This is a genomic window from Rathayibacter sp. AY2B5 (genome assembly GCF_002931645.1).
Taxonomy (GTDB): Bacteria; Actinomycetota; Actinomycetes; order Actinomycetales; family Microbacteriaceae; genus Rathayibacter.
Genome location: NZ_PSUE01000004.1, coordinates 122,962 through 147,236, shown reverse-complemented (window position 1 = coordinate 147,236; position 24,275 = coordinate 122,962). Strand labels below are relative to the sequence as shown.

Sequence of the window (24,275 nt, the reverse complement as noted above, 5' to 3'; positions counted from 1 at the left end):
TCGGCGCGCCCGCGTAGCGTGGACGGCACGGGCCGATAGGCGCGGAAGCGACAAGAGGGGCAGCGACATGGCAGGAACGAAGGACAGGAAAGACGCGACGACGGGGACCTCCGCGGTGCTCTTCGACATCGACGGGACCCTCGCCGACACGAACTTCCTCCACGTCGAGGCGTGGTCGCGCGCCTTCTGGCAGGCCGACCTCGTCGTGCCCGCCTGGCGCATCCAACGAGCGATCGGCGCAGACTCGTCGGAGCTGCTCGACATGCTCCTCGAGGACGACGTGAAGGAGGAGCAGCGCGCACTGGTGAAGTCGCTGCACACCAAGAACTACGCCGAGACGACAGCACGCATCGTTCCACTCCCGGGAGCTCGCGAGCTCGTCGCGACGCTCGTCGGTCGAGGCGTCCACGTCGTCCTCGCCACCTCGGCACCGCAGAACGAGCTGGACGTGCTTCTCGACGTCCTCGACTTCGGCGGGTCCGTCCACGCTGTCACCAGCGGCGCCGACGTCTCCACCGCCAAGCCAGCACCCGACGTAATCTCGATCGCGCTCGACCGCGCGGGCGTCTCCGTCGACCGCGCCGTCATGGTCGGCGACGCGACCTGGGACGTCCTGGCCGCCGAGCGCGCGGGCCTGGCAACGGTCGGAGTCCTCTCCGGCGGTACCTCGGAGCACGAACTCCGCGAGGCCGGGGCCGTCGCCGTCTACGAGGACGCGGCGGCCGTCCTGACCGGTCTCGGTGAAGGGCCCCTCGCGAGCCTCCTGAACTGACCGACCGCCACCCCAGGAGGCTCACGAGCCTCAGTCGCGGGGTCGCCGTCGCAGCACGAGGAGCGTCACTCCGATGGCGGCGGCGACCGCGGCGAGAGCGCCGCCGATCCACAGGACGTCCCCGAGGAGTGCGGGGTCCGGTCCGGACGTCGCCTGCGCTTCGTCGGCTGACTCGGCCTGTCCTCCTGAGACCGCGACGGTGCCGTTGCAGTCCGGGACCGAGTCCGACCCGTCGGCGAGCGCGGTCCCGTCGGACGGCGCCCAGTCGAACGCGTACTGGCCCGACACGGGGTGCCCGTCGGTGGACACGACCTGCCAGGTCACCTCGTACTCCCCCGCCGCGCCGAGCTCGAGCGGCATCGACGCTTCCGGCCCGACGACGCTGACGCAGCCGTCGCCGTAGTAGAGCCCGTCCGGCCCGACGACGCGCAGAGCCGCCGCCGTTCCGTCCGTCCCGAGGACGAGCAGGTCGTCGTTCGTCGTCAGCACCAGCGTTCCCGGCTGCTCCGTCACGGTCGAGTCCGCAGCGGGAGTCGTCGAGACGAGGTAGTTGTGCGCGCTGGCGGGCGCCGCCACCGCGATCGAGCCGAGCAGCCCGATCGCGGTCGCGGCGACGAGGGCCTTCCGACGGGTCACGCCGACGCCCGGGGTCCGCGGCGGCGGGAGGCGAGCCCGACGGCCACGCCGACCGCGCCGACGACGAGCCCGCCGACTCCGAGGATGCGGGCGAGCACGTCGTCGCCGCTCGTGGCCGTCGTCGCCGAGGCGGTGGTCGCGACGGCGTCGTCACCGTCGCCGTCGTCGTCGTGTCCGCCCCCGTGGCCGGAACCCGCTTCCGCCGCGGTCACCGCGACGGTGGGAGCGGGCAGCTCGGGCTCGTCCTGGCCGTCGACGGTCGGCTGGTCCCAGGCGGTGCTGCCGGTCTCGCACGTCTGCAGCACGGGGAACTCCAGCGTGGAGCCCGCCGCGTCCTCGGGGAGCTGCAGCTGGAGGGCGACGGTGTCGCGGTAGCCGTCGGCGAGGGGCGTCTTCGCCGTGTAGACCACGTCCGAGACCCGCTTGGTCGCGGTGCTCCCGTGGGAGTCGGTGACCGGGTCGGCGATCGCGACCTCGTTCTTCACGACGTCCCAGTTCGGGTTGATCGTCGGGCTGACCGAGTTGATGCCGTCGGGCATCGTGATCGTGAGTCCCGTCGTCGGCGAGCCCTCGCAGCCGTGGGCCAGCGAGAACGTCACCACCGTGTACGAGCCGGCGGCGGTGCTGCTCGCCGCCGCGGTCACGTGTGCGCTGGCCGCAGTGGGCGCGGCGACAGCGAGCGCGATCGATCCGGCGGCGACGAGTGCGCCGCTGCCGACGAGGCGGAGCCGCGAGAAGGAAGAAGAAGAAGAAGAAGAAGAAGAAGAAGAAGAACGGGTCATGACGGTCGTGTCCTCGGGGGAGATCCGGCGCGGGGCCGGGAGTTCTGGACGCAGCGCGGGTTCGCGGTGCATGCGGAGGCGCCGACCGGAGCCGCTCCCGCACGGGAGGGGCGTCAGGCGGCGCGGAGGACCCGCAGCGGCGGCCCGCGGTGCCGGAGGATCGAGAGGACCGCGTCGAGGGAACGGGGCGCCCGCGGCTCGGGGGTGCCCGTCATCGAGACGCCGGGTGCCGACGGGAGCGCGACCGCGGACGCGCGGGCGACGATCCGTACGACGACGCGCTGGAGGCCTGCTCCCAGCGTCCAGAAGAGGCGCTCGCCGTACCGGAACGCCGCGATCGTGAAGGCAGCCGCAGCGAGGTGGGCGACGAGCATCAGCGGAGCGTGGGCCGCGTGTCCGCCTCCGCCGGCGATCAGCTCGATGGTCGACCCGTCGTGGAAGTGCGCGCCGGTGCCCGTCGTCCCGACCACGCTCACCTCCCCACCGCTGCCCGTGATGAGGAAGAGGCCGTGGTACGCGATCTGGCTGAGGAGCACGGAGAGCGTCAGCCGGGGAAGGGACGGACGGCGCCCCGAGAGGAGGACGCAGACGACGACGGCGAACGCCGCGGCGAGGGCGAGCACGGCAGGAGCGGGGGTCTCGGCGCCCGCGAGCGTGTGGGAGGCGGCGGCCGTGGCGGTCGCGGCGAGAGCGGCGGCGACGCCGCGAGCCACTCGTGCACCTCGGGTCTGCACTCGCCCGTCCTCTCGTCGTCGCGTCGACGCGTGCGCGCGACGTGTCCAGGGTAATCGACGCGGCGGAGCAGCTCCCCGCCGTCCCGGTTCCCTGCCGTTACGAAGCCGTTACCTAGATCACCGAAAGAAATCCAAACCCCCGCAGGGAGGGCTCCGAACACATGTCAACGGCCGCGACACGGTCCACACAGAACAGGTCCTCCGCATCACGTGGGGGCCGTCTCACGAAGGAGTAATCCCATGCGATCCACCAAGCGTTCCGCCCTCGCCGCATTCGCCCTGCTGGGCACCGCCGCCCTCGGCCTCACCGCCTGCTCGAGCGGAAGCGGCTCGACCACCGCCGCCAGCGACGCGGCGACCGAGATGTCGACCCCGATGGCCACCTCGTCGGCCTCCGCCTCCTCGACCCCCATGGCGACCATGGACCCGGCCGCGAACCTCGTCGGCCCCGGCTGTGCCGCCTACGCCGAGCAGGTCCCGGACGGCGCCGGCTCGGTCGAGGGCATGTCGCTCGACCCCGTTGCGACCGCCGCGTCGAACAACCCGCTGCTCACCACCCTGACCGCTGCGATCTCCGGTGGCCTCAACCCCGACGTCAACCTCGTCGACACGCTGAACAGCGGCGAGTTCACCGTCTTCGCCCCGGTCGACGACGCGTTCGCCAAGCTCGACGCCGCGACCGTCGACTCCCTCAAGACCCCCGAGGGCGCCGCCACGCTGTCCTCGATCCTGACCTACCACGTCGTCCCCGGCCAGATCGCCCCTGACGCGATCGCCGGCGACCACGCCACTGTCCAGGGTGGCAACCTCACCGTCACCGGTTCCGGCGACGACCTGAAGGTCAACGACGCGTCCGTCATCTGCGGTGGCGTCCAGACCGCCAACGCGACCGTCTACCTCATCGACACCGTGCTGACCCCCCCGGCCAGCTAATTCCCCTCACCGGCTCCGGCCGGTGAACACGCCGAAGGGCGGGCACCGCGAGGTGTCCGCCCTTTGGCGTTCGTGCGTGCAGAAGCCCTCCGCGAAGCCGGACACTGCAGAGTCGTCCGGCACAGAGTCGTCCAGCACAGAGCCGCGCAACGCAGAGCTGTCCGAACGGGAAGCCGCACAGCGAGGAGCCCTGCGCAGCGCGGAGTCGGAGGGTCACCACGACCCGGCACTCGCCGTCACTCCGCACCACAGCACTCACCACGAACGACACGAGGCGCGGACCCCGATGCAGGGGGTCCGCGCCTCGTCGTCGTGCGGTCGGCGGCTACTCGGCCGGGGCGCTGATCTCGCGCAGGACGCGGTCGCCGGGGCGGGCCTCGATCATCTCGGCCTCGATCTCGGCCCGGTCGAGCAGCTCCTCCATGCGGCGGCGACGGTTGCGCGTGATGAGCGTCACGACCGTGCCCGTCTTGCCCGCGCGGCCGGTGCGGCCGGAGCGGTGGAGGTACGTCTTGTACTCGTCGGGAGCGTCGGCCTGAATCACCAGGTCGATGTCGTCGACGTGGATGCCGCGCGCGGCCACGTCCGTCGCGACCAGCACGTCCACGCGTCCGCTGGTGAGCAGTGCGAGGTTGCGGGTGCGGCGCGACTGGTTGAGGTCGCCGTGGAGGCTCGTCGCGGGGATGTCCGCGTGGTCGAGCTGCTCCGCGAGCTGCTCCGCGAACGCGCGGGTCCGGGCGAAGATCAGCGTCTTGCCCTGGCGGGCGGCGAGCTGCTCGATGATCTCGGCCTTGTCGCGGTGCTCGATCAGGAGCACGCGGTGGTCGATGGTCGAGGACGCCTGGTCCTCGCCGGCGACCTCGTGGACGCTCGGCTCGACCAGGAACTCGTCCACGAGCGTCGCGACGCCCTTGTCGAGCGTGGCCGAGAACAGCAGCCGCTGGCCGCCGTCGGCGGTCTGGCGGAGGATGCGCTGCACGGGCTCGAGGAAGCCGAGGTCGCACATGTGGTCGGCCTCGTCGAGCACCGTGATGGTGATGTTCGAGAGGTCGAGGCGGCCCTGCTCGACGAGGTCCTCGAGGCGGCCCGGCGTCGCGATGACGATGTCGACTCCGCGCTGGAGGGCTCCGACCTGCTTGTACTGGGGGACGCCGCCGTAGATGGTCGTCGTGAACAGGCCGACGGAGCGGGCGATCGGCTGGATGGTCCGGTCGATCTGCATGGCGAGCTCGCGGGTCGGCGCGAGGATGAGCGCCCGCGGAGCGCGGCCCGGCTTGCGGCCCTTCGCTCCGTTGTTCTCCATCAGGCGCTCGACGACGGGGGCGCCGAAGGCGATGGTCTTGCCGGAGCCGGTCTTGCCGCGTCCGAGGACGTCCTTGCCGGCGAGCACCTCGGGGATGGTCGCGGCCTGGATCGGGAACGGCGCGGCCGCTCCGAGCTCGGTCAGCATCCGGACGATGTTCCCGCCCAGGCCGAGGTCGCCGAAGGTGACGCCCTCGACGTCGACGGCGAGCGTGGCGGTCGCCTCGAGGCGCTCGAGCACGACGTCGTCGGCCTGGTGCGGCGCACGGGCGTCGCGGCTGGGGTAGAAGTCCGAGCCGGAGTCGCGGCGCGAGGGCCGGGAGTCGCGGTCGAACGAGCGGGTCGGGCGGTCGCCGCGGTCGTGGCCGCGCGAGGGACGCGCGTCCCGGTCGAAGGAGCGGGCCGGGCGGTCGCTGCGGTCGAACGAGCGGGCGGGACGCTCGGTGCGGTCGTAGCCGCGCGAGGGGCGCTCGTCGCGGTCGCCGGTGCGGGCCGGACGGTCGTCGCGTCCGTAGGAGCGGGCCGGACGATCGTCGCGGTCGTTCGAGCGGGCCGGACGCGCATCGCGGTCGAAGGAACGGGCCGGACGGTCGCTCCGGTCGAAGGAACGCGCCGGACGCTCATCGCGCCCGTAGGAACGCGCCGGACGCTCGTCGCGATCGTTCGAGCGCGCCGGACGCGCATCGCGGTCGAAGGAACGGGCCGGACGGTCACTGCGATCGAAGGAACGCGCCGGACGCTCATCGCGCCCGTAGGAACGCGCCGGACGCTCGTCGCGATCGTTCGAGCGCGCCGGACGCGCATTGCGGTCGAAGGAACGGGCCGGACGGTCACTGCGATCGAAGGATCGCGCCGGACGGTCACTGCGATCGAAGGATCGCGCCGGACGCTCGTCGCGGTCGTTCGAGCGCGCCGGGCGTGCGTCGCGGTCGTACCCGCGGACCGGACGCTCGTCACGGTCGTTCGAGCGGGCCGGACGCGCGTCGCGGTCGTAGCCGCGAGAGGGCCGCTCGTCGCGGTCGTACCCGCGGGCGGGCCGATCGGCGCGCTCGGTGGCCCGCTCGGCGCGCTCGTCGGCGTTCCAGCGCGCCTTCTTGGGGGCGTTCTCGTCGACGGCGCGGAATCCGCGGTGGCCCTCGCTGCGCGAGCCCGGCTTGGCGCCGGGGAAGCGCGAGCGGCCGCCGAGCTGGGACTTGCCGCTCGAGGCGCCGAAGCGGTTGGGCTCGAAGTTCTTGGCCGGACGTCCGCCGGCGGGCTTCTTGTTCTTGGGCATGGCAGTTCTTCCTGGGTTCAGGTCGTGCGCGAGGAGGCGACGCCGGAGGAGCCCCGTCGTGAGGGGCGTCCGTGCGCTGGACTGCTGCGGGGCAGCAGGGGGAGAACCCGGGCGAGTCATTGACCGGGGCCGATTCACACATGTGATTCGTCTCACGACGACTGTCGGAGACTCGGCCCACTTGACTAACAAACCCATCCGCACGAGAACGCACGGTGTCAAGAGCCGACCGAGCGAGTCTACACGCGGCCCCGGAGCCTGGCTAGGGCGGGGAGACGTGCGGCCAGGAGCCGCTCAGGTCGGGGGCCGCGAAAGCCAGGAGCCGCGAAAGCCGGGAGCCGCGAAGCCCGGGAGCCGCGAAGCCCGGGGGCCGCGCACCTCCGCAACCGGTCCCCCGCGGAGTCGCCCCGCAACAGCCCCCCGGCCCCGAGCCGCAGCACGATCGACGCGCGCCCGCGCGCAACGACCGCCCGTCCGCTACTGCGACGCCCGCCGGGCCCGGTACGCGGCCACGTTCGCGCGATTGCCGCAGTTGCCCGTGTCGCAGTAGCGCTTCGAGCGGTTGCGGGAGAAGTCCACGAGCACCGCCTCGCAGTCCTCCGCCGCGCAGACGCGGATCCGCTCGCGCTCGTCGCCGCGGATCACGTCGACGAACGCCATGGCGGCCTCGACCAGGATGCGGGTGGCGAGCGGGCTCTCGTCGCGCGTCGCGTGGAGGTGCCAGCCGTAGGGTCCGTGCCGGACCAGCTGCGGGAGCGCGCGGCCGGAGTCGAGCATCCCGTTGACGACGGGGACGAGGTCCTCCTCGGCCCGCGTGAGCCAGAGGGTGCGGAGGGAGGAGCGGATCGACTGCACGGCCTCCAGCTCCTCGGTCGATCCGTCGCGGCTGCCCGTGTACCGGTTCTCGAGGAGGAAGTCGTCCAGCTGCTCGATCGTCGCCATCTCGTCCTCGCCGGACGGCGACAGCTCGGGGAGCGTGTTGACGAGGGTGGCGGTGGAGGTCAGTGACGCCTCGACGTCATAGGCGAACACCATGTTGACTCCTGACAGTGCGGCTCAGTAGTGTGCGATCCGCTCGCTGTCACGAGTGTAATCCTTTTGACTCCTGAAGGAGCCGACCATGACCGCCGAGAGCACCGCCGCCGTCACCCTCCCCGCCGCGAGCGCGCCCGCGCCTGCACGGCGCCTCGGCTCGGGCCTCGTCGCGGCGCTGGCCGCGTCGGCGGCGTTCGGTCTGGGCGGGCCGTTCGTGAAGCCGCTCCTCGAGGCGGGCTGGACGCCGGCGTCCGCGGTCCTCTGGCGCGCGGGCGGCGCCGCCCTGATCCTCGCGATCCCGGCGGTCCTGTCCCTCCGCGGCCGCTGGCCCGTGCTCCGCCGCAACCTCGGCACGATCGCCCTCTACGGAGTCTTCGCCGTGATCGCCGCGCAGCTCTGCTTCTACAGCGCGATCGAGCACATGTCGGTCGGCGTCGCCCTGCTGATCGAGTACCTCGCGCCGGTGTTCCTCGTCCTCCTCGCCTGGGCGCGCACCCGCCGGCACCCCGGCCGCTTCACCCTCGCCGGCTCCGCGCTCGCGCTCGGCGGCCTGGTGCTCGTGCTCGACCTGTCCGGCGAGTCGACCCCCGAGCTGGTCGGCATCGCCTGGGCGCTGACCGCCTCGCTCGGCCTGTGCGTCTACTACGTCATCGCCGGTCGGGTGGATCCGGAGCTGCCGCCGATCGCGCTCACGGCGGGGGCGATGACCGTCGGCGCCGCGATCCTGCTGGCACTCGGGGCGCTCGGCGTCACACCGCTGCGCGCGACCTTCGGAGAGGTGGTGTTCGTCGGAGCGGAGGTCAGCTGGCTCCTCCCCGCGGGCGTGATCCTCGGCATGTCGACCGTGCTGGCGTATCTGCTCGGGATCGAGGGCGGACGCCGCCTCGGCACGCGGATCGCCTCCTTCGTCGGGCTGACGGAGGTGCTGTTCTCGATCGCGGCCGCATGGCTGATCCTCGGCGAGCTGCCCGCGCCGATCCAGTTCGGCGGCGGCGCGCTGATCCTCGCGGGGGTCGTCCTGGTCCGGTTGCAGCGCGAGCCCGGCACCCCCTGATCGCGAGGGTGCCGCATCCGGGGCGCCGAGCACCCCGTACGCTGATCGCACTCATGCGCGAGCCCACCCGATCCCCGCGACGCGTCGCCGCGGTCCTGGCCGCCCTCGCACTGCTCCTCTCGGGCTGCGCGAGCACCACTCCCGTCTCGGAGCCGGTGGCGCAGGCGCTCGGAGCGGCACCCGCACCCGACTGGTCCGGCGTGAGCGTGACGGCCGACGTCGTCTACGACGCGAGCACCGGGCAGAGCGTCGACGTCTGCTCCTCCCCTGCCCCGTCGGCGGAGCCGCGGCCCGCCGTCCTCGTCGTGCACGGCGGCAGCTGGGCCCGTGGAGGCAAGGCCGACGCGAACTGGCGCCCGATCTGCCAGTGGCTCGGATCGGAGGGGTTCGTCGCCGTCTCGGTCGACTACCGCCTCGCGCCCGCCGCCGTGTTCCCCGCGCAGCTCGACGATGTGACGGCCGCCCTCGACTGGCTGCTCGAGCCGGAGCAGACCGCGCGCTTCGGCATCGATCCGGAGCAGGTGGCGGCCTTCGGCGGCTCGGCCGGCGGCAACCTCGCCTCTCTGCTCGGCACGCTGCCGGCGACCTCGTCGCGCCTGGCCGCCGTGGTCGACCTGAGCGGCCCCTCCGATCTCAGCGCCGCCGGCCTCGCCGACGACGACCCGGTGGTCGGAGTCGCGGCCGCCGTGCGCAGCTACCTCGACTGCGCGGACCTCGCCTCCTGCCCGGCCGCCACCGCCGCCTCGCCCCTCGCGCAGGTGGACGGCTCCGAGCCGCCGTTCCTCATCGCGCACGCGGCGCACGAACGGGTCGCGCTCAGCCAGTCGACCCGCTTCGCCGAGGCGCTGCGCGGAGCGGGCTCGAGGGTCGACCTCCTCGTCCTCCCCGGCTCGCTGCACTCGATCGCGCTGCTCGACGACGCTCTGCGCGCTCGGGTCGTCGAGTTCCTCCGCGCCCACCTGGGCTCGTGAGCGGAGTCGTCGTCCGCCTCGAGGACGCAGCCGGAGCGGAGGGCCTCCTCGCCGCGGTCCCGCCCCCGCACGCCCGCGTCCTGATCGCCCGGATCGACGGGGCGGCGGCGGGCGCCCTGGTGCTCGCTCCCGGCCCGGACGACTTCGCCGAGGTGCTGGAGCTCGTGGTCGCCTCCGTCCACCGGCGCACGGGAGTCGCCCGACGGCTCGTCGCGGCGGCGGAGTCGTGGGCGCGGGTGCAGCGGATCCGCACGCTGCGCCTGGCCGCCGCGCCGGAGCTCGCCGCAGCGGCCGAGGCGCTCGGCTTCACGGCGATCGACGGCTTCGGAGCCCACGTCGGCGACGACGCGGTGCTCTGCTTCGCGCGTCCGGTCTGAGCAGCGCCCGCTCCGAGGCGAGCCGGGTCCGAGGAGCCCGGACCGAGGGGCCGGGTCCGAGGAGCCCGGCCCGAGGGCCCGTCCGGTCGGAGGCCGACACGGCAGGACGCCCGCTCCGATCCGAGTGCCGCTCCCGGGAGGCGGCCCCGCCCTCGTCCGGCGCGCACCCCCGCCGTCAGTCGATCGAGCAGCCCGGCTCGTCCGACAGCGCCCGCTGGATCCGGGCGCGGTGCTCGTCCGACATCGGCGGCAGCGCGTCGGGCGCGAACCAGCCGACCTCGGTCGACTCGTCGTCCGCGACGTGGGCCTCCCCCGAGATCCAGCGGCAGCGCACCACGTGGTCGAGGTACTGCGAGCGGTCCCCGTTGGGGTACTGCATCGACGGGAGGGTGTGCACCTGCACGAGGCGCTCGACCTCGATCTCGACGCCCGCCTCCTCCTGCGCCTCGCGGCGGGCGGTCCCGGCGACGGTCTCGCCCGGGTCGATGATCCCGGTGACGGCCGTCCAGGCGCCGGTGTCGGCGCGCCGGACGAGCAGGACCTCGAGCGCCGGCTCCTCCCGGAGGATCACCGCGGTCACGCCGGTGAGCCAGAGCAGCTCGGTCCCGATCCGCTCGCGCAGCCGCAGCACGAAGTCGGGAGTCGCCATCAGTGCTCTTCGGGTCGGAAGTCGAACGCGACGATGCCGGCCGTGTCGACGAACGGCCCGACGAACTCCTTGAACGCGTCGTGCGCCGGATCCCAGTGCGCGGGGTCCTCGACGGCCGGCCGGCCCAGGTAGTAATGCAGGTCGCCCTCGGAGGAGAAGGTCAGCAGGAACGCGCGGTCGAAGCCCTCGCCCGCGCCCTCGATGCTCAGCTGCGGCCCCGTCTCGATCGACTCGATGTAGGGCCGTCCGTCGCGGACGCACTCGTCGGCCAGGGCGAGGAAGCGGCGGGTGACCTCGTCCGCCTCGGCGACCAGCGCTGTCGGGCGGAAGCGGATCAGCACGAGGTGCCGGAGCGTGCCCGGGCGGAAGTCGCGGGCGACGAAGCGCTCCGGACCGATCTCGTCGAGGACCGCGGTGGCGCGCTCCGGGCCGCTGCGCCAGCGCGAGCCGACCGTCTCGGCCGCATCCCTGATGTCCGTCATGCCGACGCCTTCCCGGCGCGGGCGGCACGCCGCCGCTCACGATACCCCTCGACCAGGTTGTAGACGACGGGCAGGACCACGAGGGTCAGCACCGTCGAGGACACCAGGCCGCCGATCACGACGATCGCCAGCGGCTGCGAGATGAAGCCGCCGTGGCCCGTGATCCCCAGCGCCATCGGCAGGAGGGCGAAGATCGTCGCGAGGGCGGTCATCAGGATGGGCCGGAGCCGCCGCTCGGTGCCGTGCAGCAGCGCCTCCCGCACCGGCATCCCGCGGTCGCGGTACTGGTTCACCAGGTCCACGAGCACGATCGCGTTCGTGACGACGATGCCGATCAGCATCAGCACGCCGATCAGGGACGGCACGCCCAGCGGCACGCCGGTGATCACCTGCAGGAGGATCGCGCCGGTCGCCGCGAACGGCACCGACACGAGCAGGAGCAGCGGCTGCAGGAGCGAGCGGAACGTCGCCACCATCACGACGTAGACGATCAGGATCGCGACCAGCAGCGCGATGCCCAGCTGCGAGAACGCGTCGGCCTGGTCGGCGGTCACTCCGCCGAGGGAGGCGTCGACACCGGCCGGAAGCGCCGTCGCGTCGATCGCGTTCTGCACGGCGACGTTGGCCGAGGCGAGGTCGTCGCCCTCCGGGGTGACGGTGATGGTCGCGGTGCGCTGCCCGCGCTCGGTGGTGATGCTCGCCGGACCGTCCGTCTGCTCGACCGCCGCGAGGGTGGAGAGCGCGACGGTGCCGGTGAGGGTCGGCACCTCGAGGTTCCGCAGCTCGTCCACGGTGGCCGGCGGCTGCCCGTCGGCCAGGTAGATCGAGAGGGTGCGGTCGTCGATCACGACGCTGCCGACCTGGCTGGGCTGGAGCGCCTGGCTGACGATCGTGCCCACGGCGACCTCGCTGAGACCCGCCCGGGCCGCGGCGTCGCGGTCGACCCGCACCGCGATGTAGGGCAGCGAGGAGGAGAGGTTGCTCTCGGCCTGGCTGATCCCGTCGGTCCCGCGCAGGGCCTCGAGGAGCTGGTCGCTCGCGCTCTGGAGGTCGCTCTGCGAGGCGGTCGAGAGGTCGACCTCGATGTCCGAGGAGGCGCCGAAGCCGGAGGAGGCGGCGACGCTGATGTCCTCGGCCGAGGCGACGCCCGACAGCGCGTCGCGGACGTCCGCCTGCACGGCCTCCTGGTCGGCCGACTCATCGGTGGTGACGGAGTAGCGGATCGAGGTGCCGCCGCCTCCTCCCCCGCCGAACGCGCTCTGCAGACCGCCGGAGGAGCCGACGGTGAGCTGGACGGTCTCGACGCCGTCGACGCCGAGGATCGCCGTGCTCGCCTGCTGCGCCGTCGCGTCCTGCGCGTCGAGGCTCTGGCCGACGGGGACCGTCTGTGTGACGGTGAAGGTGTCCTGCCCGCTGGAGCCGAGGAAGTTCGTCTTCATCAGCGGGTACAGCGCACCGGTCCCGACGAGCACGAGCAGCGCGAGGAGGACGGTGACGACCGAGTGCTTCAGCGTCCAGTGGATGATCGGGCCGTACACCGACTGCAGCCCGCGCGCCCGCCGGGGAGCGGCGTGGGCGCCGTGGTGCGGGGCCTCCTCGACCGGCGCGGCGGTGTCGGCCGGGACCCCCGAGGCGGGTGCCCCTCCGGCCGCCGCGCGCTCCTCCGCGAGCGCCGCCTGCGCGGCCTGGCGCACCGCCGGTCGCTTCGAGGGGCGGAGGAACCAGTAGGCGAGCACCGGCACGATCGTCAGCGCCACCACGAGTGAGGCGAGCAGGGCGATCGACACGGTCAGCGCGAAGGGCCGGAACAGCTCGCCCGTGGTGCCGCCGACGAACGAGATCGGCAGGAACACCGCGACCGTGGTGATCGTGGAGGCGGTGATCGCGCCGGCGACCTCGCGGACGGCGACCGCGATGGTCCGGGCCCGGTCCTCACCCGCGTCGAGGTGCCGCTTGATGTTCTCGATCACGACGATGGAGTCGTCGACCACACGGCCGATCGCGATGGTGAGCGCGCCGAGGGTCAGGATGTTGAGGGTGTAGCCGGCCGTCTGCAGGCCGATGAACGTGATCAGCACCGAGGTCGGGATCGAGATGGCCGTGACCAGGGTCGAGCGCACCGAGAGCAGGAACAGCAGGATCACCAGCACGGCGAAGACGAGGCCGAGCGCCCCCTCCTGCGCGAGCGACGCGATCGACTCCTGGATGTAGGGCGCCTGGTCGAAGACCGGGGTGAAGGCGGCGTTGTCGCCGATCGACTCCTCGAGGTCCGGGAGCAGCGCGGCCACGCCGGTCGACACGTCGACGGTGTTCGCGGCCGGGAGCTTGGTGATCGAGAGGGTCAGGGCGGGCTGGCCGTTGACGCGCGAGATCGAGGTGACGGGGGCGTCGGTGACGGCGACCGTCGCGACGGAGCCGAGGGTGGTGACCGTCGGCTCTGCGGTCACGGCCGCGCCTCCCGCCGCTGCTCCGGCGTCGGAGCCGCCGGCGGAAGCCCCGGCACCCGCGGAGGCACCCGCACCCGCTGACGCACCGGCGCCGCCCGCACCCGCGGAGGCACCTGCGGACGGCAGCAGCGGCAGCGCCGCGATCGCGTCGGTCGAGTCGAGCTTGACGCCCGACTGCACCGAGAAGGTCGACCCGTCCTGGGTGATCTGTCCGCCCGCGACGAGCACGCCGTTCTGCTGCAGGGCCGAGCGGATGTCGCCGGTCGAGAGGCCGGCCGCGGCGAGCGCCGCGTCGTCCGGGGTGATCGTGACGCGCTGGGCGGTCTCGCCGACGAGCGCCGCCTCGCGCACGCCCTCGACCTTCTCCAGGTCCGGGATGACCGTGGTGCGCAGGCGCTCGGCCAGCGCGTCCGCGTCGCCGTCGCTCGACACGGCGAGCTGCAGCACCGGCAGGTCGTCGAGGGAGCCGGTGACCACCTGCGGGTCGACGCCGTCCGGGAGCGTGCTCTTGATCCGGTTGATCGCCTGCAGGATCTTCTGCTCGGCGGTGGCGAGATCGGTGCCGTAGGTGAAGGACGCCGAGATGAGGGAGGAGTCCGTGGAGGACGTCGCGCTGGTCGTCTCGAGCCCCGGCACCCCCTGGATGGCGGTCTCGATCGGCGTCGAGACGTCGTCGTTGACCACCTCCGGAGCGGCGCCCGGGTAGGACGTGACGACGGCGAGCTGCGGGAAGGAGATCGACGGCGCGAGCTCCTGCTTGAGCCCGGTCAGGGCGACTCCGCCGAAGACGGCGATGACGACGGTGACGAGCGCGATGAGCGCCCGGTTCTTCATGCTGAGGACCGCGAGGAGATGCACCCTCCGAGTCTTCCATCAGCCGACTGAGTGTTGGGAGGGACGCGGCGTTCCGGGGCGCGCGACGGGGCGACCCGCGCCACCGGCCGGCCCGGACGCCCTCAGCCCAGGCGGACCTCCGCCGTCGACGACCCGACAGGGAGGCTCACTGTAGCGCCCGCCCCCGCGCTCGAGAGCGCGAAGTCCCCGGCGAAGGCCCGGACGCCGATGCGCCCCTCGGCGTCCGTCCGGAGCACCGTCGGCTCGAGCCACCAGTCCCCGCGGATCCGCGAGCGCAGCGCCTCGTAGGCCGGCTTCGGGCTCCCGTCGCGGCGGAGGAACCCGCCCGGCGCTCCGAGCCAGGCTCCGGCGTCGTCGAAGCCCCAGTAGGTGATCGCCTCGACCGCCGGATGCGCGACCAGCGTCTCGTAGTGCCGCACCATCTCGTCCGCCTGCCGTGCCTCCCCCTCCGGAGTGGTCGGCCAGTCCTCGACCACGTGGTCGTTGAGGTCCTCGATCTCGGCGGGCATCAGCTCGCCCGAGACGAGGGTGGTCTCGGTCCAGTGCAGCGGCAGGCCGAAGCGCGCGAACCTGTCGCAGATCGCCGCGATCTGCTCCTCCCCGCGGAACCCCTGGTGCATGTGCGACTGCAGGCCGATCGCATTGGGCCGGATCCCGGCCTCGAGCACGTCCTCGATCAGCCGCTCGTACTCGGGCCCGAGGTCGAAGTCGTTCAGCACGAGCGCCGGTCCGGTGCCGAGGCTGCGCGCCTCCGAGAAGGCCAGCTCGACCATGCCGACGCGTCCCTTCTCGCGGGCGAGGCGGGTGACGGCGTTCGTCACGCCGTCCGGCTCGTTCGCGAAGCGCGGCATGATGACGACCTCGTTGATCGCGTCCCAGGTGTCGATCAGCTCGGCGAAGGCGCCCACCTCCCGGCGGATGCGCGCGCGGAGGAGCTGCTCGGCCTCGTCCAGCGGCAGCGCGTCGAGCCACTCCGGCTTCACGTAGTGCCAGACCAGCGGGTGCCCCTTCAGCCGGACGCCGTCCGCGGCGAGCGCGCGCGCCTCGGCGAGCACCTCCTCCGTCGCGGTGCGGCCGCGCTCCGGCTCGAAGCGGCCCCAGTAGACGGGGAGCGTCGCCGTGTCGAACAGGTCGAGCCAGAGCCGGCGCTCCTCGGCGCGCGCGGGGTCGGTGCTCGGAGGGGTGCAGCCGAAGGCGAAGGCGTGGCGTCGCTGCTCGACCGTCACGTCGGCGTGGGCGAGCGGAGCGCCGTCGGCACCGAGGACGGTGACGAGGGCGTCGGCGAGACGGGGGCTGAAGTCGGTCATGCGGGGCCTCTCAGGCGGGGTGGCGCTCGTCGAGCGCCGTGTACTCGGATCGGGTGAGCGGGAGGACCGCTCCGTGCTTGGTGTCCTCGGGCAGGTCGAACTCCTCCGCGAGCTCCCAGCGGCCCGAGGCCGGGTCGGTGCTCGTGTAGGCGCGGTAGCCGTAGGGGCGGAGGGCGTACTGGTCGACCCAGAGCGACCAGCGCTCCTCGCGGTGGTGCCGGAAGACCAGCGGCCCCTCGATGCTCGGGCCGAGCTCCTGCCCGATCCCCCGGGCGACGGTGGCGAAGTCGTCCGCGAGGAGGGAGGAGCCGACCTGCTGGAACACCTGCATCGTGTCGGGGGCCTCGTCGTGCTGCTTGGCGAAGCGGTGGACGGCCGTGCCCTCGATCAGCAGCGTCATGTCGATCACTCCGCCGGGCAGCCGCAGGTAGGTCTCGGGCTCGGTGAACGTGCGGAAGTCGCGCGTGCGGGACATCAGGATGCGGCTGTCGCCCGTCTCGCCGGTGGCGGGGTCGCCGTCCTCGGCCAGGCCGGAGGACCAGTGCACGAGGAAGTCGCCCGAGACCGGGTCGTAGACCGACTCCGGCGCCCAGGCCATGCCCGCGCCCTCGGGAGCGACGGCGACCGCGCGCGGCTCGGACCACTCGAGGAGGTCCGGGGAGTCCCAGACCACGAGGTCGCGGCTCCCCCGGTGCCGGTAGAGGTCCCAGTCCGGGCCCTCGGGCCGCCAGACGCGGAGATCAGTGGCGACGAGGTGGAAGCCCCGCGGCCCGCGGACGATGTGGGGGTCGCGGACGCCGCCCGTGCCGCCGGTCCACTCCAGCACCGGCCCGAGCGCCCGCCAGCGCAGCGGATCGTCGCCCCGGCTGAGCGAGAAGAAGATCTTCTCGCTGTGGCCGGTCCGGTCCTCCACGAAGTGGACCAGCAGGTAGCCGTACCCGTCGCTCATGAGAGAACGATCTCACACGCTCGGCGGGCACTCCACCTCAGACCACGTCGGCGAGGTACCCCGGGTCGGCCGCCGGGTGCCGGGCGACCTGCGCCCACGCCGTCGCGAGCGCCTCCACGGCCCGGTCGGTCGCCTCGGGCGAGTAGCCGATCGGGATGCGGAGGAAGCGCTCGAAGGCGCCGTCGATCCCGAAGCGCGGGCCCGCGGTGATCAGCAGGCCCGCCGTCCGGGCGGCGAGCGCGAGCTGCGAGCTCGCCGGCCGGCCCAGGCCCACCCAGGTGGAGAGGCCGCCCGAGACCCGCGGCACGCTCCACTCCGGGATCGCGCGCGCCAGGGCCGCCTCGAGGTGGTCGCGGCCGGCGCGCAGCTGCGAGCGCCGCAGCTCCAGCACGCCGTCCATCCGGCCGAGCATGTCCGCGACCAGGAGCTGCTCCAGGATCGGCGTGCCGAGGTCGCTCGCCGAGCGCGCCAGCGCCAGCTTGCGGATCACCGCCCGCTCGGCGCGGATCCAGCCGATCCGGATGCCGCCCCACAGCGTCTTGCCGACGGAGCCGATCGAGAGCACCGTCCCCTCGGGCCCGTAGGCGGCGAACGGCAGCGGCGTCATCCGCCGGTCGATGTCGAGCTCGGCCGTCGTCTCGTCGGCGATGATCAGCGTGCCCTGCCGGGCCGCGGCGGCGATCGCCCGCTCCCGCAGCTCGGGGGCCATGGAGCGGCCGGTCGGGTTGTGGAAGTCGGGCATCAGGTAGGCCAGGCTCGGGCTCGTGCCGCGCAGCGCGGCGATCAGGCCCTCTCCGTCCCAGCCGTCCGCCCCGTCGACGTTCACCGGCACGAGCCGCGCGCCGGCCAGCCGGAGGGCCTCGTAGGCGTGCGGGTAGGTCGGGGCCTCGATCAGCGCCCGGTCACCCCGCGCGAGCAGCGTGCGGGCGACGAGCGCGATCGCGTGCTGCGCGCCGATGGTCACCATGATCTGGCCGGGCTCGGTGCGCAGACCCCGCGCTGTGTAGCGCTCGGCGATCGCGCGGCGCAGCACCGGCAGGCCGACGGTGTCGTAGGAGCCGGAGTCGAAGTGCTCGGGGGCCGCCTGCGCCGCGCGGGTGTACGCCTCGGCCAGCTCGGGGACGGCGGGCAGGGCTGCCTTGGTGAAGTCGAGGAAGTCCGGCGCGAGCGAGGGCACCGCGTGCACGGCCGCTCCCGGCAGGCGGGTGACGCTGCCGGAGCCGCGCACGCTGACGAGGTAGCCGCTGTCGCGCAGCTCGCGGTACGCGGCGGCCACGGTCGTGCGGCTGACGCCGAGGCGGGCCGAGAGCTCGCGCTCGGCGGGCAGGCGGCTGCCCGCGGGAATGCGGCCGTCGATCCCGAGGAGGCGGATCCGATCGGCCAGCGCGAGGTAGGCGGGCCGGGTGCCGCGCTGCTCGCGCCAGTCGCCGAGGAGGGTCTGCAGGGCGCGCGCGCCGAAGTGGACATCAGCCATGCGTCCAAGGTAGCCGGATTGGACCGCGCGAAGAAGGCCAATGTCGCGCTGTGATGAGTCCATGACCCTCACCGCTCCCGTTGCCGCCGCCGCTCCCCCAGCGGGCCAGTGGCGCCTCCGACCCGTGCCGCGCCTGCTGGTGGGCCTGATCCTCTACGGATTCGCCGACGCGATGATGATCCGCGCGGCGATCGGCGTGGACCCGTGGACCGTCTTCGCCCAGGGGGTCGCGCACCAGACCGGGCTCGGGATCGGACTGCTCACGAACGTGATCGGCCTGCTCGTCCTGCTGCTGTGGATCCCCCTCCGACAGCGGCCCGGTCTCGGCACCGTGCTGAACGTGCTCGTGGTCGGCACGATGATCGACGTCGGACTGCGTGTGCTGGCGACGCCGGAGGAGTGGTGGGCCCGCGGCCTGCTCTTCGCAGGCGGTCTCGTTCTGCTGGCGGTCGCGAGCGGGATCTACATCGGCGCCCGCCTCGGTCCGGGGCCCCGCGACGGACTGATGCTGGGCCTGCACACCCGCACGGGCCTGCCGATCTGGGTGGCGCGCTCGGGCGTCGAGCTCACGGTGCTGCTCATCGGCTGGGCCCTCGGCGGCGACGCCGGCCTCGGCACCCTCCTCTTCGCGGTGCTGATCGGGCCGCTCTGCTCGGTGACCCTGCCTCTGCTCGGGGTGCGGAGGCACTGACCCGCGGACGACGAATGCCCGCCTCCCGGACCGGTTCCGGGAGGCGGGGCCGTCGCGATCGGATCGGCTAGCGCTTGGCCGCGATCTCCGCACGCATCCGCGACGCCTCGTCGGCGTCCTGGATCGAGGCGATCCCCTCGGTGATCGAGGTGCCCGACGCGGGGGCCTCGTGCTCGTCCGCTCCGAGCGTGGTCTCGTCGAAGGGCGAGCGCCCGCCGAGGACCTCGCGGACCTGCACCATGTCGATCTGCTTGGTCCAGGTGCCCACGAGAAGGGTGGCGACCGCGTTGCCGGTGAAGTTGGTGACCGCGCGGGCCTCGGACATGAAGCGGTCGATGCCGACGATCACGCCGACGCCGTTGACCAGGTCGGGGCGGAAGGACTGGAGGCCGCCGGCCAGCGTGGCCAGGCCCGCTCCGGTGACGCCCGCGGCGCCCTTCGAGGCGATCATCATGAAGAGGAGGAGGCCGATCTGCTCCGGGATCGACATCGGCGCTCCGGTGGCCGAGGCGATGAACAGCGACGCCATCGTGAGGTAGATCGCCGTGCCGTCGAGGTTGAAGGAGTAGCCGGTGGGCACGGTGATGCCGACGACGGGCTTGGAGACGCCGAGGTGCTCCATCTTCGCGATCAGGCGGGGCAGCGCCGCCTCCGAGGAGGAGGTGCCGACGATGAGCAGGTACTCGCGGGCCAGGTACTTCATCAGCGAGAAGATGCTGACGCCGGTCACCAGGCGCAGCAGCAGGCCGAGGACGACGACCACGAAGATCGCGCAGGTGATGTAGAAGCCGATCATCAGGGTGGCGAGAGCGACGACCGCTCCCCAGCCGGTCTTGCCGACGACCGCGGCGATGGCGCCGAACGCGCCGATCGGGGCGACCCAGAGCACCATCGAGAGGATGCGGAAGACCAGGACCTGGAGCTGCTTGATCGCTCCGAGGATCGGCTGTCCCTTGGCGCCCATCTTCTGCAGCGCGAAGCCGACGAGCAGCGCGACGAAGAGGGTCTGCAGGATGCTGCCGTCCACGAGCGAGGAGAACAGCGAGACGGGGATGATCCCGAGGACGAAGTCGCTGGTGCTCTCGGCCTTGAGGTCGCTGGTGTCGTAGGTGGCGCTCGAGATGTCGAGGCCCTCGCCCGGGTGCAGGATGTTGCCGACGACGAGGCCGATCGCCAGGGCGAAGGTCGACATCACGATGAAGTAGCCCAGCGCGAGTCCGCCGACCTTGCCGACCGTGGCGGCCTTCGCGATGGAGCCGATGCCGATGACGATGGTGCAGAAGATGATCGGCGCGATCATCATCTTGATCAGTCCGACGAAGGCCTTGCCGACGGGCTCGAGCGTCGCCGCGAAGGCGGGAGCGACGAGTCCGACCACGACGCCGGCGACCACGGCGATGATGACGGCGATGTAGAGCCAGTGGTTCCGGTCGATGCGCCGCCGGGTCTTCGGAGGGGTGACCGCGGGGATCAGCCGGTCGGACGGCGTCTGAGGCGTCTTCGCCATGGGGGTGTCCTTCTCTTCGTCGAGGTGAGGGGGTAGGACGATGGTGGCCCCGCCTCCGGAGCCCGGCACGGTTGCGTTCATACTGTTCACGGCGGGGCGCCCCGAGCGCTCGCTCACGAGGGAGTGGCATGGCCAGGACGCCGAGCGCACGCGGACCGCGCGGCAGCATCGCCGCGCGCCTGTTCGCCGTGCAGCTGCTGAGCATCCTGCTGATCGCCGCAGCGGCCGTCGCGGTGCTGGCCCTCGACGCGCGGAGCCGGGCGGGCGACGAGGCCGCCCAGCGGAGCCTCGTCGTGGCGCGGACGGTGGCCGACAATCCGTTCGTCCTCGAGTCGACGGCCGGCGCGGATCCCTCCGCGAGCCTGCAGCCGTACGCCGAGGAGGTCATGCGGGACACCGGCGTCGACTTCCTCACGATCATGGCCCCCGACCGCACCCGGTACACCCACCGCGACCGCGACCGGATCGGCCTGCCGTTCCAGGGCACGATCGAGCCCGCGCTGGAGGGGCGGACCTTCACCGAGACGTACACCGGCACGCTCGGGCCCTCCGTCCGCGCCGTCGCGCCGATCGAGGACGCCGACGGCGCGGTCGTCGCGCTCGTGTCGGCGGGCGTCACGCTCTCGGCCGTGGACGCCTCCTTCGCCGCCCGCGTGCAGGTCGTCGCGTGGGGCGCGCTCGGTGCGGTCGCGCTCGGCGCGCTCGGCTCGTGGCTCCTCGCACGCTACCTGCGCCGGGTCACGGGCGGGCGGGGCCCGGAGCAGATGAGCCAGGTCTTCGCCTACTACGAGTCCGTCCTGCACTCGGTGCGGGAGGGGCTGCTGCTGGTCGACGACCGCGGCCGACTGGTGCTCGCCAACGACCACGCGCTGGAACTGCTCGGGCTCGAGGGCGTGCGGACGCCGGTGCCGGTCGCCGAGCTCGACCTCCCCGTCGCCCTGCGCGAGCTGCTGCAGGACGACGAGCCCGTCTCGGACCGCCTGGTCGTGGCCCGGGAGCGGATCCTCGTGGTGAACGAGCGGCCCGCCGCCTCCCCCGGCGCCCGCCCCCTGGGCACGGTCGTCACGCTCCGCGACCGCACCGAGCTGCAGCGGGTGAGCGGCGAGCTGGAGTCGCTGCGCACCCTCTCGGACGCGCTGCGCTCGCAGACCCACGAGTTCTCGAACCGCCTGCACACCATCGCGTCGCTGATCGAGCTCGGCCGCCCCGACGAGGCGCTCGCGTTCGCCGCCGGCGAGCTGAACCTCAGCCAGCGCCTGGCCGACCGGGTCCTCGGCTCCGTGCAGGAGCCGGTGATCGCCGCCCTGCTGCTGGGCAAGGCCGCGCAGGCCCGCGAGCGCGGCGTCGAGCTGCACTTCGAGACGCACCTCGAGCCCGGCACGCAGGGGCTGGAGCCCGGGGACCTCGTGACGGTGCTGGGCAACCTGATCGACAACGCCCTCGACGCGGCCGCCTCCTCCGCTCCGGACCGCGAGCCGTGGGTGGAGGTCTACCTCGGCCTCGCGGAGGGCGAGCTGGTGGTGCAGGTGTCGGACAGCGGCCCCGGAGTCGCGAGCGCCGCCGACGTCTTCGCGCGCGGCTACTCGACGAAGGAGTCGGACGGCTTCGGCCGCGGCATCGGCCTGGCGCTGGTGCAGCAGGTGGTGGAGCGGCTCGGCGGCTCGATCGAGGTCTCGCGCCACGTCGGCGCGGTGTTCACGGTGCAGCTGCCGCTGCCCGCGCGGGTGGCGTCGTGATCCGGGTGCTCGTCGTCGAGGACGAGCCTCTGACCGCGAGCGCCCACGCCGACTACGTCCGGCGGGTCGACGGCTTCGAGGTGGCCGCGGTCGCCGGCAGCGGCGCGGAGGCGATCCGGGCGCTGCGCGCGGACCCGGGCATCGCGCTGATCCTGCTCGACATGAACCTGCCTGACATGGGCGGCCTCGACCTCTGCCGGGCCGTCCGGGCGGCGGGCCTGGACGTCGACGTCATCGCGATCACCGCTGTCCGCGACGCCGCGAACGTGCGCGCCTCCGTCGCCGCCGGCATCGTGCAGTACCTGATCAAGCCGTTCGTCTTCAGCGCGTTCGCCGCCAAGCTCGCCAGCTACCGGTCGTACCGCGAGCGGATGCACGGCGCCGACGTCGCCAGCCAGCACGAGGTGGACGGGGCCTTCGCGGCGCTCCGCACCTCCAACGCCCCGGGTCTGGCCAAGGGGCTCTCGGCCCAGACCCTCGAGGCCGTCACCGCACTGCTGGGCCCCGTCGGCCTCTCGGCGGCCGAGCTCGCCACCCGCCTCGACATCTCGCGGGTGACGGCCCGCCGCTACCTCGAGCATCTCGCCGACTCCGGAGTGGCGGACCGCGCGCCCCGCTACGGCTCCCCCGGCCGCCCGGAGCTGGAGTACCGCCGCCGCTGAGCGCGCGTCAGGCGGCCCGCAGTGCGGCGGCGATCTCCTCCTCGATCAGGTCGTGGTTGATCGCCGCGCCCACGCGCAGCCCGTCGGCGGACGAGGCGACGACCTGCGCCATGGGCTCGACCAGCGAGCCCGCGGCGAAGACCCCGGCGACGCCGGTCCGGCCCATCGGATCGACGGCGAGGTGCCGCGCGACTCCCGACGGATGGTCGGCGAGCTCGAGGCCGAGCCCCTCGGGGAGCCGCCCCTCGACCCGCGGGCCGACGACGAGCGCGTCGAGCTCGTGCCGCCGACCGTCGATCACCACGCCGACCAGGCGGTCGTCCTCGACGAGGACCTTCTCGACGCGACCCGGCACGAGAGCGATCCCGCGGGCGGCCAGCCCCGCCGCCTCGTCGCCGGCGGGCGCGGGTGCGCCGTGGAGCAGGATCGACGTCCGGTCGCTGAGCTGTCGGAACATCTGCGCCTGGTGCCCGGCGAACGAGCTGCCGAGCACGCCGATCCGCCGGCCGCGCACCTCGAAGCCGTGGCAGTAGGGGCAGTGCAGGACGTCCCGTCCCCAGCGGGCGCCGAGCCCGGGGATCTCCGGCAGCAGGTCGCGGACGCCGATCGCGAGCAGGAGGCGGCGCGCGCGGAGGACCGTGCCGTCGGCGAGGGTCGCGGTCACGCCCTCGGCACCCGCGGAGGCGCGGACCGCCTCGCCCTCGATCACCCGGGCCCCGTAGCCCCCGGCCTCGGCGCGCGCCAGGCGCACCAGCTCCGTCGGCGGGACGCCGTCGCGGGTCAGCACGTTGTGGGCACCGGGCGAGGGTGCGTTGCGCGGAGGTCCGCCGTCGACGACGAGGACGTCGCGGAGACTGCGGCCGAGGGCAGTGGCGGCGGCGAGGCCGGCGAAGGAGGCGCCGAGGATCAGGACGTCGGCGGGGGCAGGGACGGACGGGCCGGTGGGGGCGTCGGTGGAGGTCATGGGTCGATGCTCCGCCGCCCCGGGCTGGGCCGCGAGGATCCGTGCCGTTCCGGCATGCGGCGCGACCGCCCGTGCCAGGATGGCGTCGTGCCCGAGACCCCGCCCGCCCCCTCCGACGACGAGATCGTCGCCGCCGTCGGACCACGGCTCCGGCGCCTGCGCACCCGCCGCGACCGCACGCTCGCGTCCCTCGCGGCCGAGACCGGCATCTCGGCGAGCACTCTCTCGCGCCTCGAGAGCGGCGGCCGCCGCGCGACGCTGGAGCTGCTCCTCCCGATCGCCCGCGCCCTCGGGGCGCCGCTCGACGAGCTCGTCGGCGCCGCGCCGGAGGATCCCCGCGTGCACGGGCGGCCGGTGCGCCGGAACGGCATGCTCATCCAGCCGCTCAGCCGCGACGCGGGCGCGCTCCAGGCGTTCAAGCACACGCTCCCGGCCGGGCCGGTGACGGAGCCGGCGGAGCAGCGCGCGCACGAGGGCTTCGAGTGGCTCTACGTGCTGAGCGGGCGGCTCCGCCTGCGGCTCGGCGAGCACGATCTGGTGCTGCCGGCCGGCGAGGCCGCCGAGTTCGACACCCGGGTGCCGCACTGGTTCGGCCGCGCCGACGAGCAGCAGGTCGAGTTCCTCAGCCTCTTCGGCCGCCAGGGCGAGCGGATGCACGTGCGCGCGTCCACGCGCCGCTGAGC

General features: G+C 73.4%; 22 protein-coding genes. 9 read left to right on the top strand and 13 right to left on the bottom strand.

What is annotated here, in order from left to right; genetic code table 11:
- The first annotated feature begins 67 nt into the window (after nucleotides 1-67).
- Complete coding sequence (locus C5C30_RS04570) at nucleotides 68-772, top strand: HAD family hydrolase (protein WP_104287870.1); 705 nt, start codon at nucleotides 68-70, stop codon at nucleotides 770-772.
- Nucleotides 773-802: 30 nt separating this feature from the next.
- On the opposite strand, the gene C5C30_RS04565 is transcribed toward C5C30_RS04570, so the two are convergent.
- Genes C5C30_RS04565 through C5C30_RS04555 form a run of 3 tightly spaced genes read right to left on the bottom strand, consistent with a single transcriptional unit; the run spans nucleotide 803 to nucleotide 2,903 of the window.
- Nucleotides 803-1,408, bottom strand: a complete 606-nt coding sequence (locus C5C30_RS04565; RefSeq protein ID WP_104333251.1) for a copper resistance CopC family protein — start codon at nucleotides 1,406-1,408, stop codon at nucleotides 803-805.
- Nucleotides 1,405-2,262: a YcnI family protein gene (locus C5C30_RS04560; protein ID WP_104333250.1), complete on the bottom strand. Its 858-nt coding sequence runs from the start codon at nucleotides 2,260-2,262 to the stop codon at nucleotides 1,405-1,407. Before C5C30_RS04560 ends, C5C30_RS04565 begins: the two co-directional genes overlap by 4 nt.
- A gap of 41 nt (nucleotides 2,263-2,303) precedes the next feature.
- The gene (locus tag C5C30_RS04555; protein ID WP_104260386.1) at nucleotides 2,304-2,903 is read right to left on the bottom strand and encodes a hypothetical protein; all 600 of its coding nucleotides are present in this window, start codon (nucleotides 2,901-2,903) and stop codon (nucleotides 2,304-2,306) included.
- Between the two features lie 261 nt (nucleotides 2,904-3,164).
- Between C5C30_RS04555 and C5C30_RS04550 the strand changes: the two genes are divergently transcribed.
- On the top strand, nucleotides 3,165-3,857 hold the full coding sequence (locus C5C30_RS04550; protein WP_104246890.1) for a fasciclin domain-containing protein: 693 nt from the start codon (nucleotides 3,165-3,167) through the stop codon (nucleotides 3,855-3,857).
- 325 nt (nucleotides 3,858-4,182) lie between these two features.
- Here C5C30_RS04550 and C5C30_RS04545 read toward each other — a convergent pair whose 3' ends face one another.
- Together C5C30_RS04545 and C5C30_RS04540 are read right to left on the bottom strand one after the other, a co-directional pair.
- A complete protein-coding gene (locus C5C30_RS04545) occupies nucleotides 4,183-6,432 on the bottom strand; it encodes a DEAD/DEAH box helicase (protein ID WP_104333249.1) in 2,250 nt (749 codons plus the stop codon).
- A 477-nt stretch (nucleotides 6,433-6,909) separates the two neighbouring features.
- Nucleotides 6,910-7,467: a CGNR zinc finger domain-containing protein gene (locus C5C30_RS04540; RefSeq protein WP_104269364.1), complete on the bottom strand. Its 558-nt coding sequence runs from the start codon at nucleotides 7,465-7,467 to the stop codon at nucleotides 6,910-6,912.
- 85 nt (nucleotides 7,468-7,552) lie between these two features.
- Between C5C30_RS04540 and C5C30_RS04535 the strand changes: the two genes are divergently transcribed.
- From C5C30_RS04535 to C5C30_RS04525, 3 genes are read left to right on the top strand one after another with little or no spacing between them, the layout of a single operon-like run.
- Entirely contained in the window at nucleotides 7,553-8,521 is a 969-nt protein-coding gene (locus C5C30_RS04535; protein WP_104257663.1) for a DMT family transporter, read from the top strand.
- 53 nt (nucleotides 8,522-8,574) lie between these two features.
- A complete protein-coding gene (locus tag C5C30_RS04530; protein ID WP_181131444.1) occupies nucleotides 8,575-9,492 on the top strand; it encodes an alpha/beta hydrolase in 918 nt (305 codons plus the stop codon).
- Nucleotides 9,489-9,869: a GNAT family N-acetyltransferase gene (locus C5C30_RS04525; RefSeq protein ID WP_104260390.1), complete on the top strand. Its 381-nt coding sequence runs from the start codon at nucleotides 9,489-9,491 to the stop codon at nucleotides 9,867-9,869. The genes C5C30_RS04530 and C5C30_RS04525 overlap by 4 nt, the downstream gene beginning before the upstream one ends.
- Before the next feature lie 175 nt (nucleotides 9,870-10,044).
- Here C5C30_RS04525 and C5C30_RS04520 read toward each other — a convergent pair whose 3' ends face one another.
- The 6 genes from C5C30_RS04520 to C5C30_RS04495 form a co-directional block, all read right to left on the bottom strand.
- Nucleotides 10,045-10,518 (bottom strand): NUDIX domain-containing protein, encoded by a 474-nt coding sequence (locus tag C5C30_RS04520; RefSeq protein ID WP_104260391.1) that lies wholly within the window; start codon nucleotides 10,516-10,518, stop codon nucleotides 10,045-10,047.
- Nucleotides 10,518-11,000, bottom strand: a complete 483-nt coding sequence (locus tag C5C30_RS04515; RefSeq protein ID WP_104249875.1) for a Dabb family protein — start codon at nucleotides 10,998-11,000, stop codon at nucleotides 10,518-10,520. The genes C5C30_RS04520 and C5C30_RS04515 overlap by 1 nt, the downstream gene beginning before the upstream one ends.
- The gene (locus C5C30_RS04510; protein WP_104260392.1) at nucleotides 10,997-14,305 is read right to left on the bottom strand and encodes an efflux RND transporter permease subunit; all 3,309 of its coding nucleotides are present in this window, start codon (nucleotides 14,303-14,305) and stop codon (nucleotides 10,997-10,999) included. Before C5C30_RS04510 ends, C5C30_RS04515 begins: the two co-directional genes overlap by 4 nt.
- A 98-nt stretch (nucleotides 14,306-14,403) precedes the next feature.
- A complete protein-coding gene (locus tag C5C30_RS04505) occupies nucleotides 14,404-15,609 on the bottom strand; it encodes an endo-1,4-beta-xylanase (RefSeq protein WP_104333247.1) in 1,206 nt (401 codons plus the stop codon).
- A gap of 10 nt (nucleotides 15,610-15,619) precedes the next feature.
- Entirely contained in the window at nucleotides 15,620-16,558 is a 939-nt protein-coding gene (locus C5C30_RS04500) for a glycoside hydrolase family 43 protein (RefSeq protein WP_104333246.1), read from the bottom strand.
- A 37-nt stretch (nucleotides 16,559-16,595) separates the two neighbouring features.
- On the bottom strand, nucleotides 16,596-18,032 hold the full coding sequence (locus tag C5C30_RS04495; protein ID WP_104257666.1) for a PLP-dependent aminotransferase family protein: 1,437 nt from the start codon (nucleotides 18,030-18,032) through the stop codon (nucleotides 16,596-16,598).
- Between the two features lie 61 nt (nucleotides 18,033-18,093).
- On the opposite strand from C5C30_RS04495, the gene C5C30_RS04490 reads away from it, so the two are divergent.
- Nucleotides 18,094-18,723: a YitT family protein gene (locus C5C30_RS04490; RefSeq protein ID WP_374953139.1), complete on the top strand. Its 630-nt coding sequence runs from the start codon at nucleotides 18,094-18,096 to the stop codon at nucleotides 18,721-18,723.
- Nucleotides 18,724-18,790: 67 nt separating this feature from the next.
- On the opposite strand, the gene C5C30_RS04485 is transcribed toward C5C30_RS04490, so the two are convergent.
- Nucleotides 18,791-20,230, bottom strand: a complete 1,440-nt coding sequence (locus tag C5C30_RS04485) for a cation:dicarboxylate symporter family transporter (protein ID WP_104333245.1) — start codon at nucleotides 20,228-20,230, stop codon at nucleotides 18,791-18,793.
- 128 nt (nucleotides 20,231-20,358) lie between these two features.
- Here C5C30_RS04485 and C5C30_RS04480 point away from each other — a divergent pair, with 128 nt between their 5' ends.
- Nucleotides 20,359-21,966, top strand: a complete 1,608-nt coding sequence (locus C5C30_RS04480) for a sensor histidine kinase (RefSeq protein WP_104333244.1) — start codon at nucleotides 20,359-20,361, stop codon at nucleotides 21,964-21,966.
- Nucleotides 21,963-22,628, top strand: a complete 666-nt coding sequence (locus C5C30_RS04475) for a response regulator (RefSeq protein ID WP_104223809.1) — start codon at nucleotides 21,963-21,965, stop codon at nucleotides 22,626-22,628. Before C5C30_RS04480 ends, C5C30_RS04475 begins: the two co-directional genes overlap by 4 nt.
- 7 nt (nucleotides 22,629-22,635) lie before the next feature.
- Here the strand turns inward: C5C30_RS04475 and C5C30_RS04470 are convergent, their stop codons facing one another.
- Complete coding sequence (locus tag C5C30_RS04470; protein ID WP_104333243.1) at nucleotides 22,636-23,592, bottom strand: NAD(P)/FAD-dependent oxidoreductase; 957 nt, start codon at nucleotides 23,590-23,592, stop codon at nucleotides 22,636-22,638.
- 87 nt (nucleotides 23,593-23,679) lie between these two features.
- Here C5C30_RS04470 and C5C30_RS04465 point away from each other — a divergent pair, with 87 nt between their 5' ends.
- Nucleotides 23,680-24,273 (top strand): helix-turn-helix domain-containing protein, encoded by a 594-nt coding sequence (locus C5C30_RS04465; RefSeq protein WP_104283164.1) that lies wholly within the window; start codon nucleotides 23,680-23,682, stop codon nucleotides 24,271-24,273.
- Nucleotides 24,274-24,275: the final 2 nt, after the last annotated feature.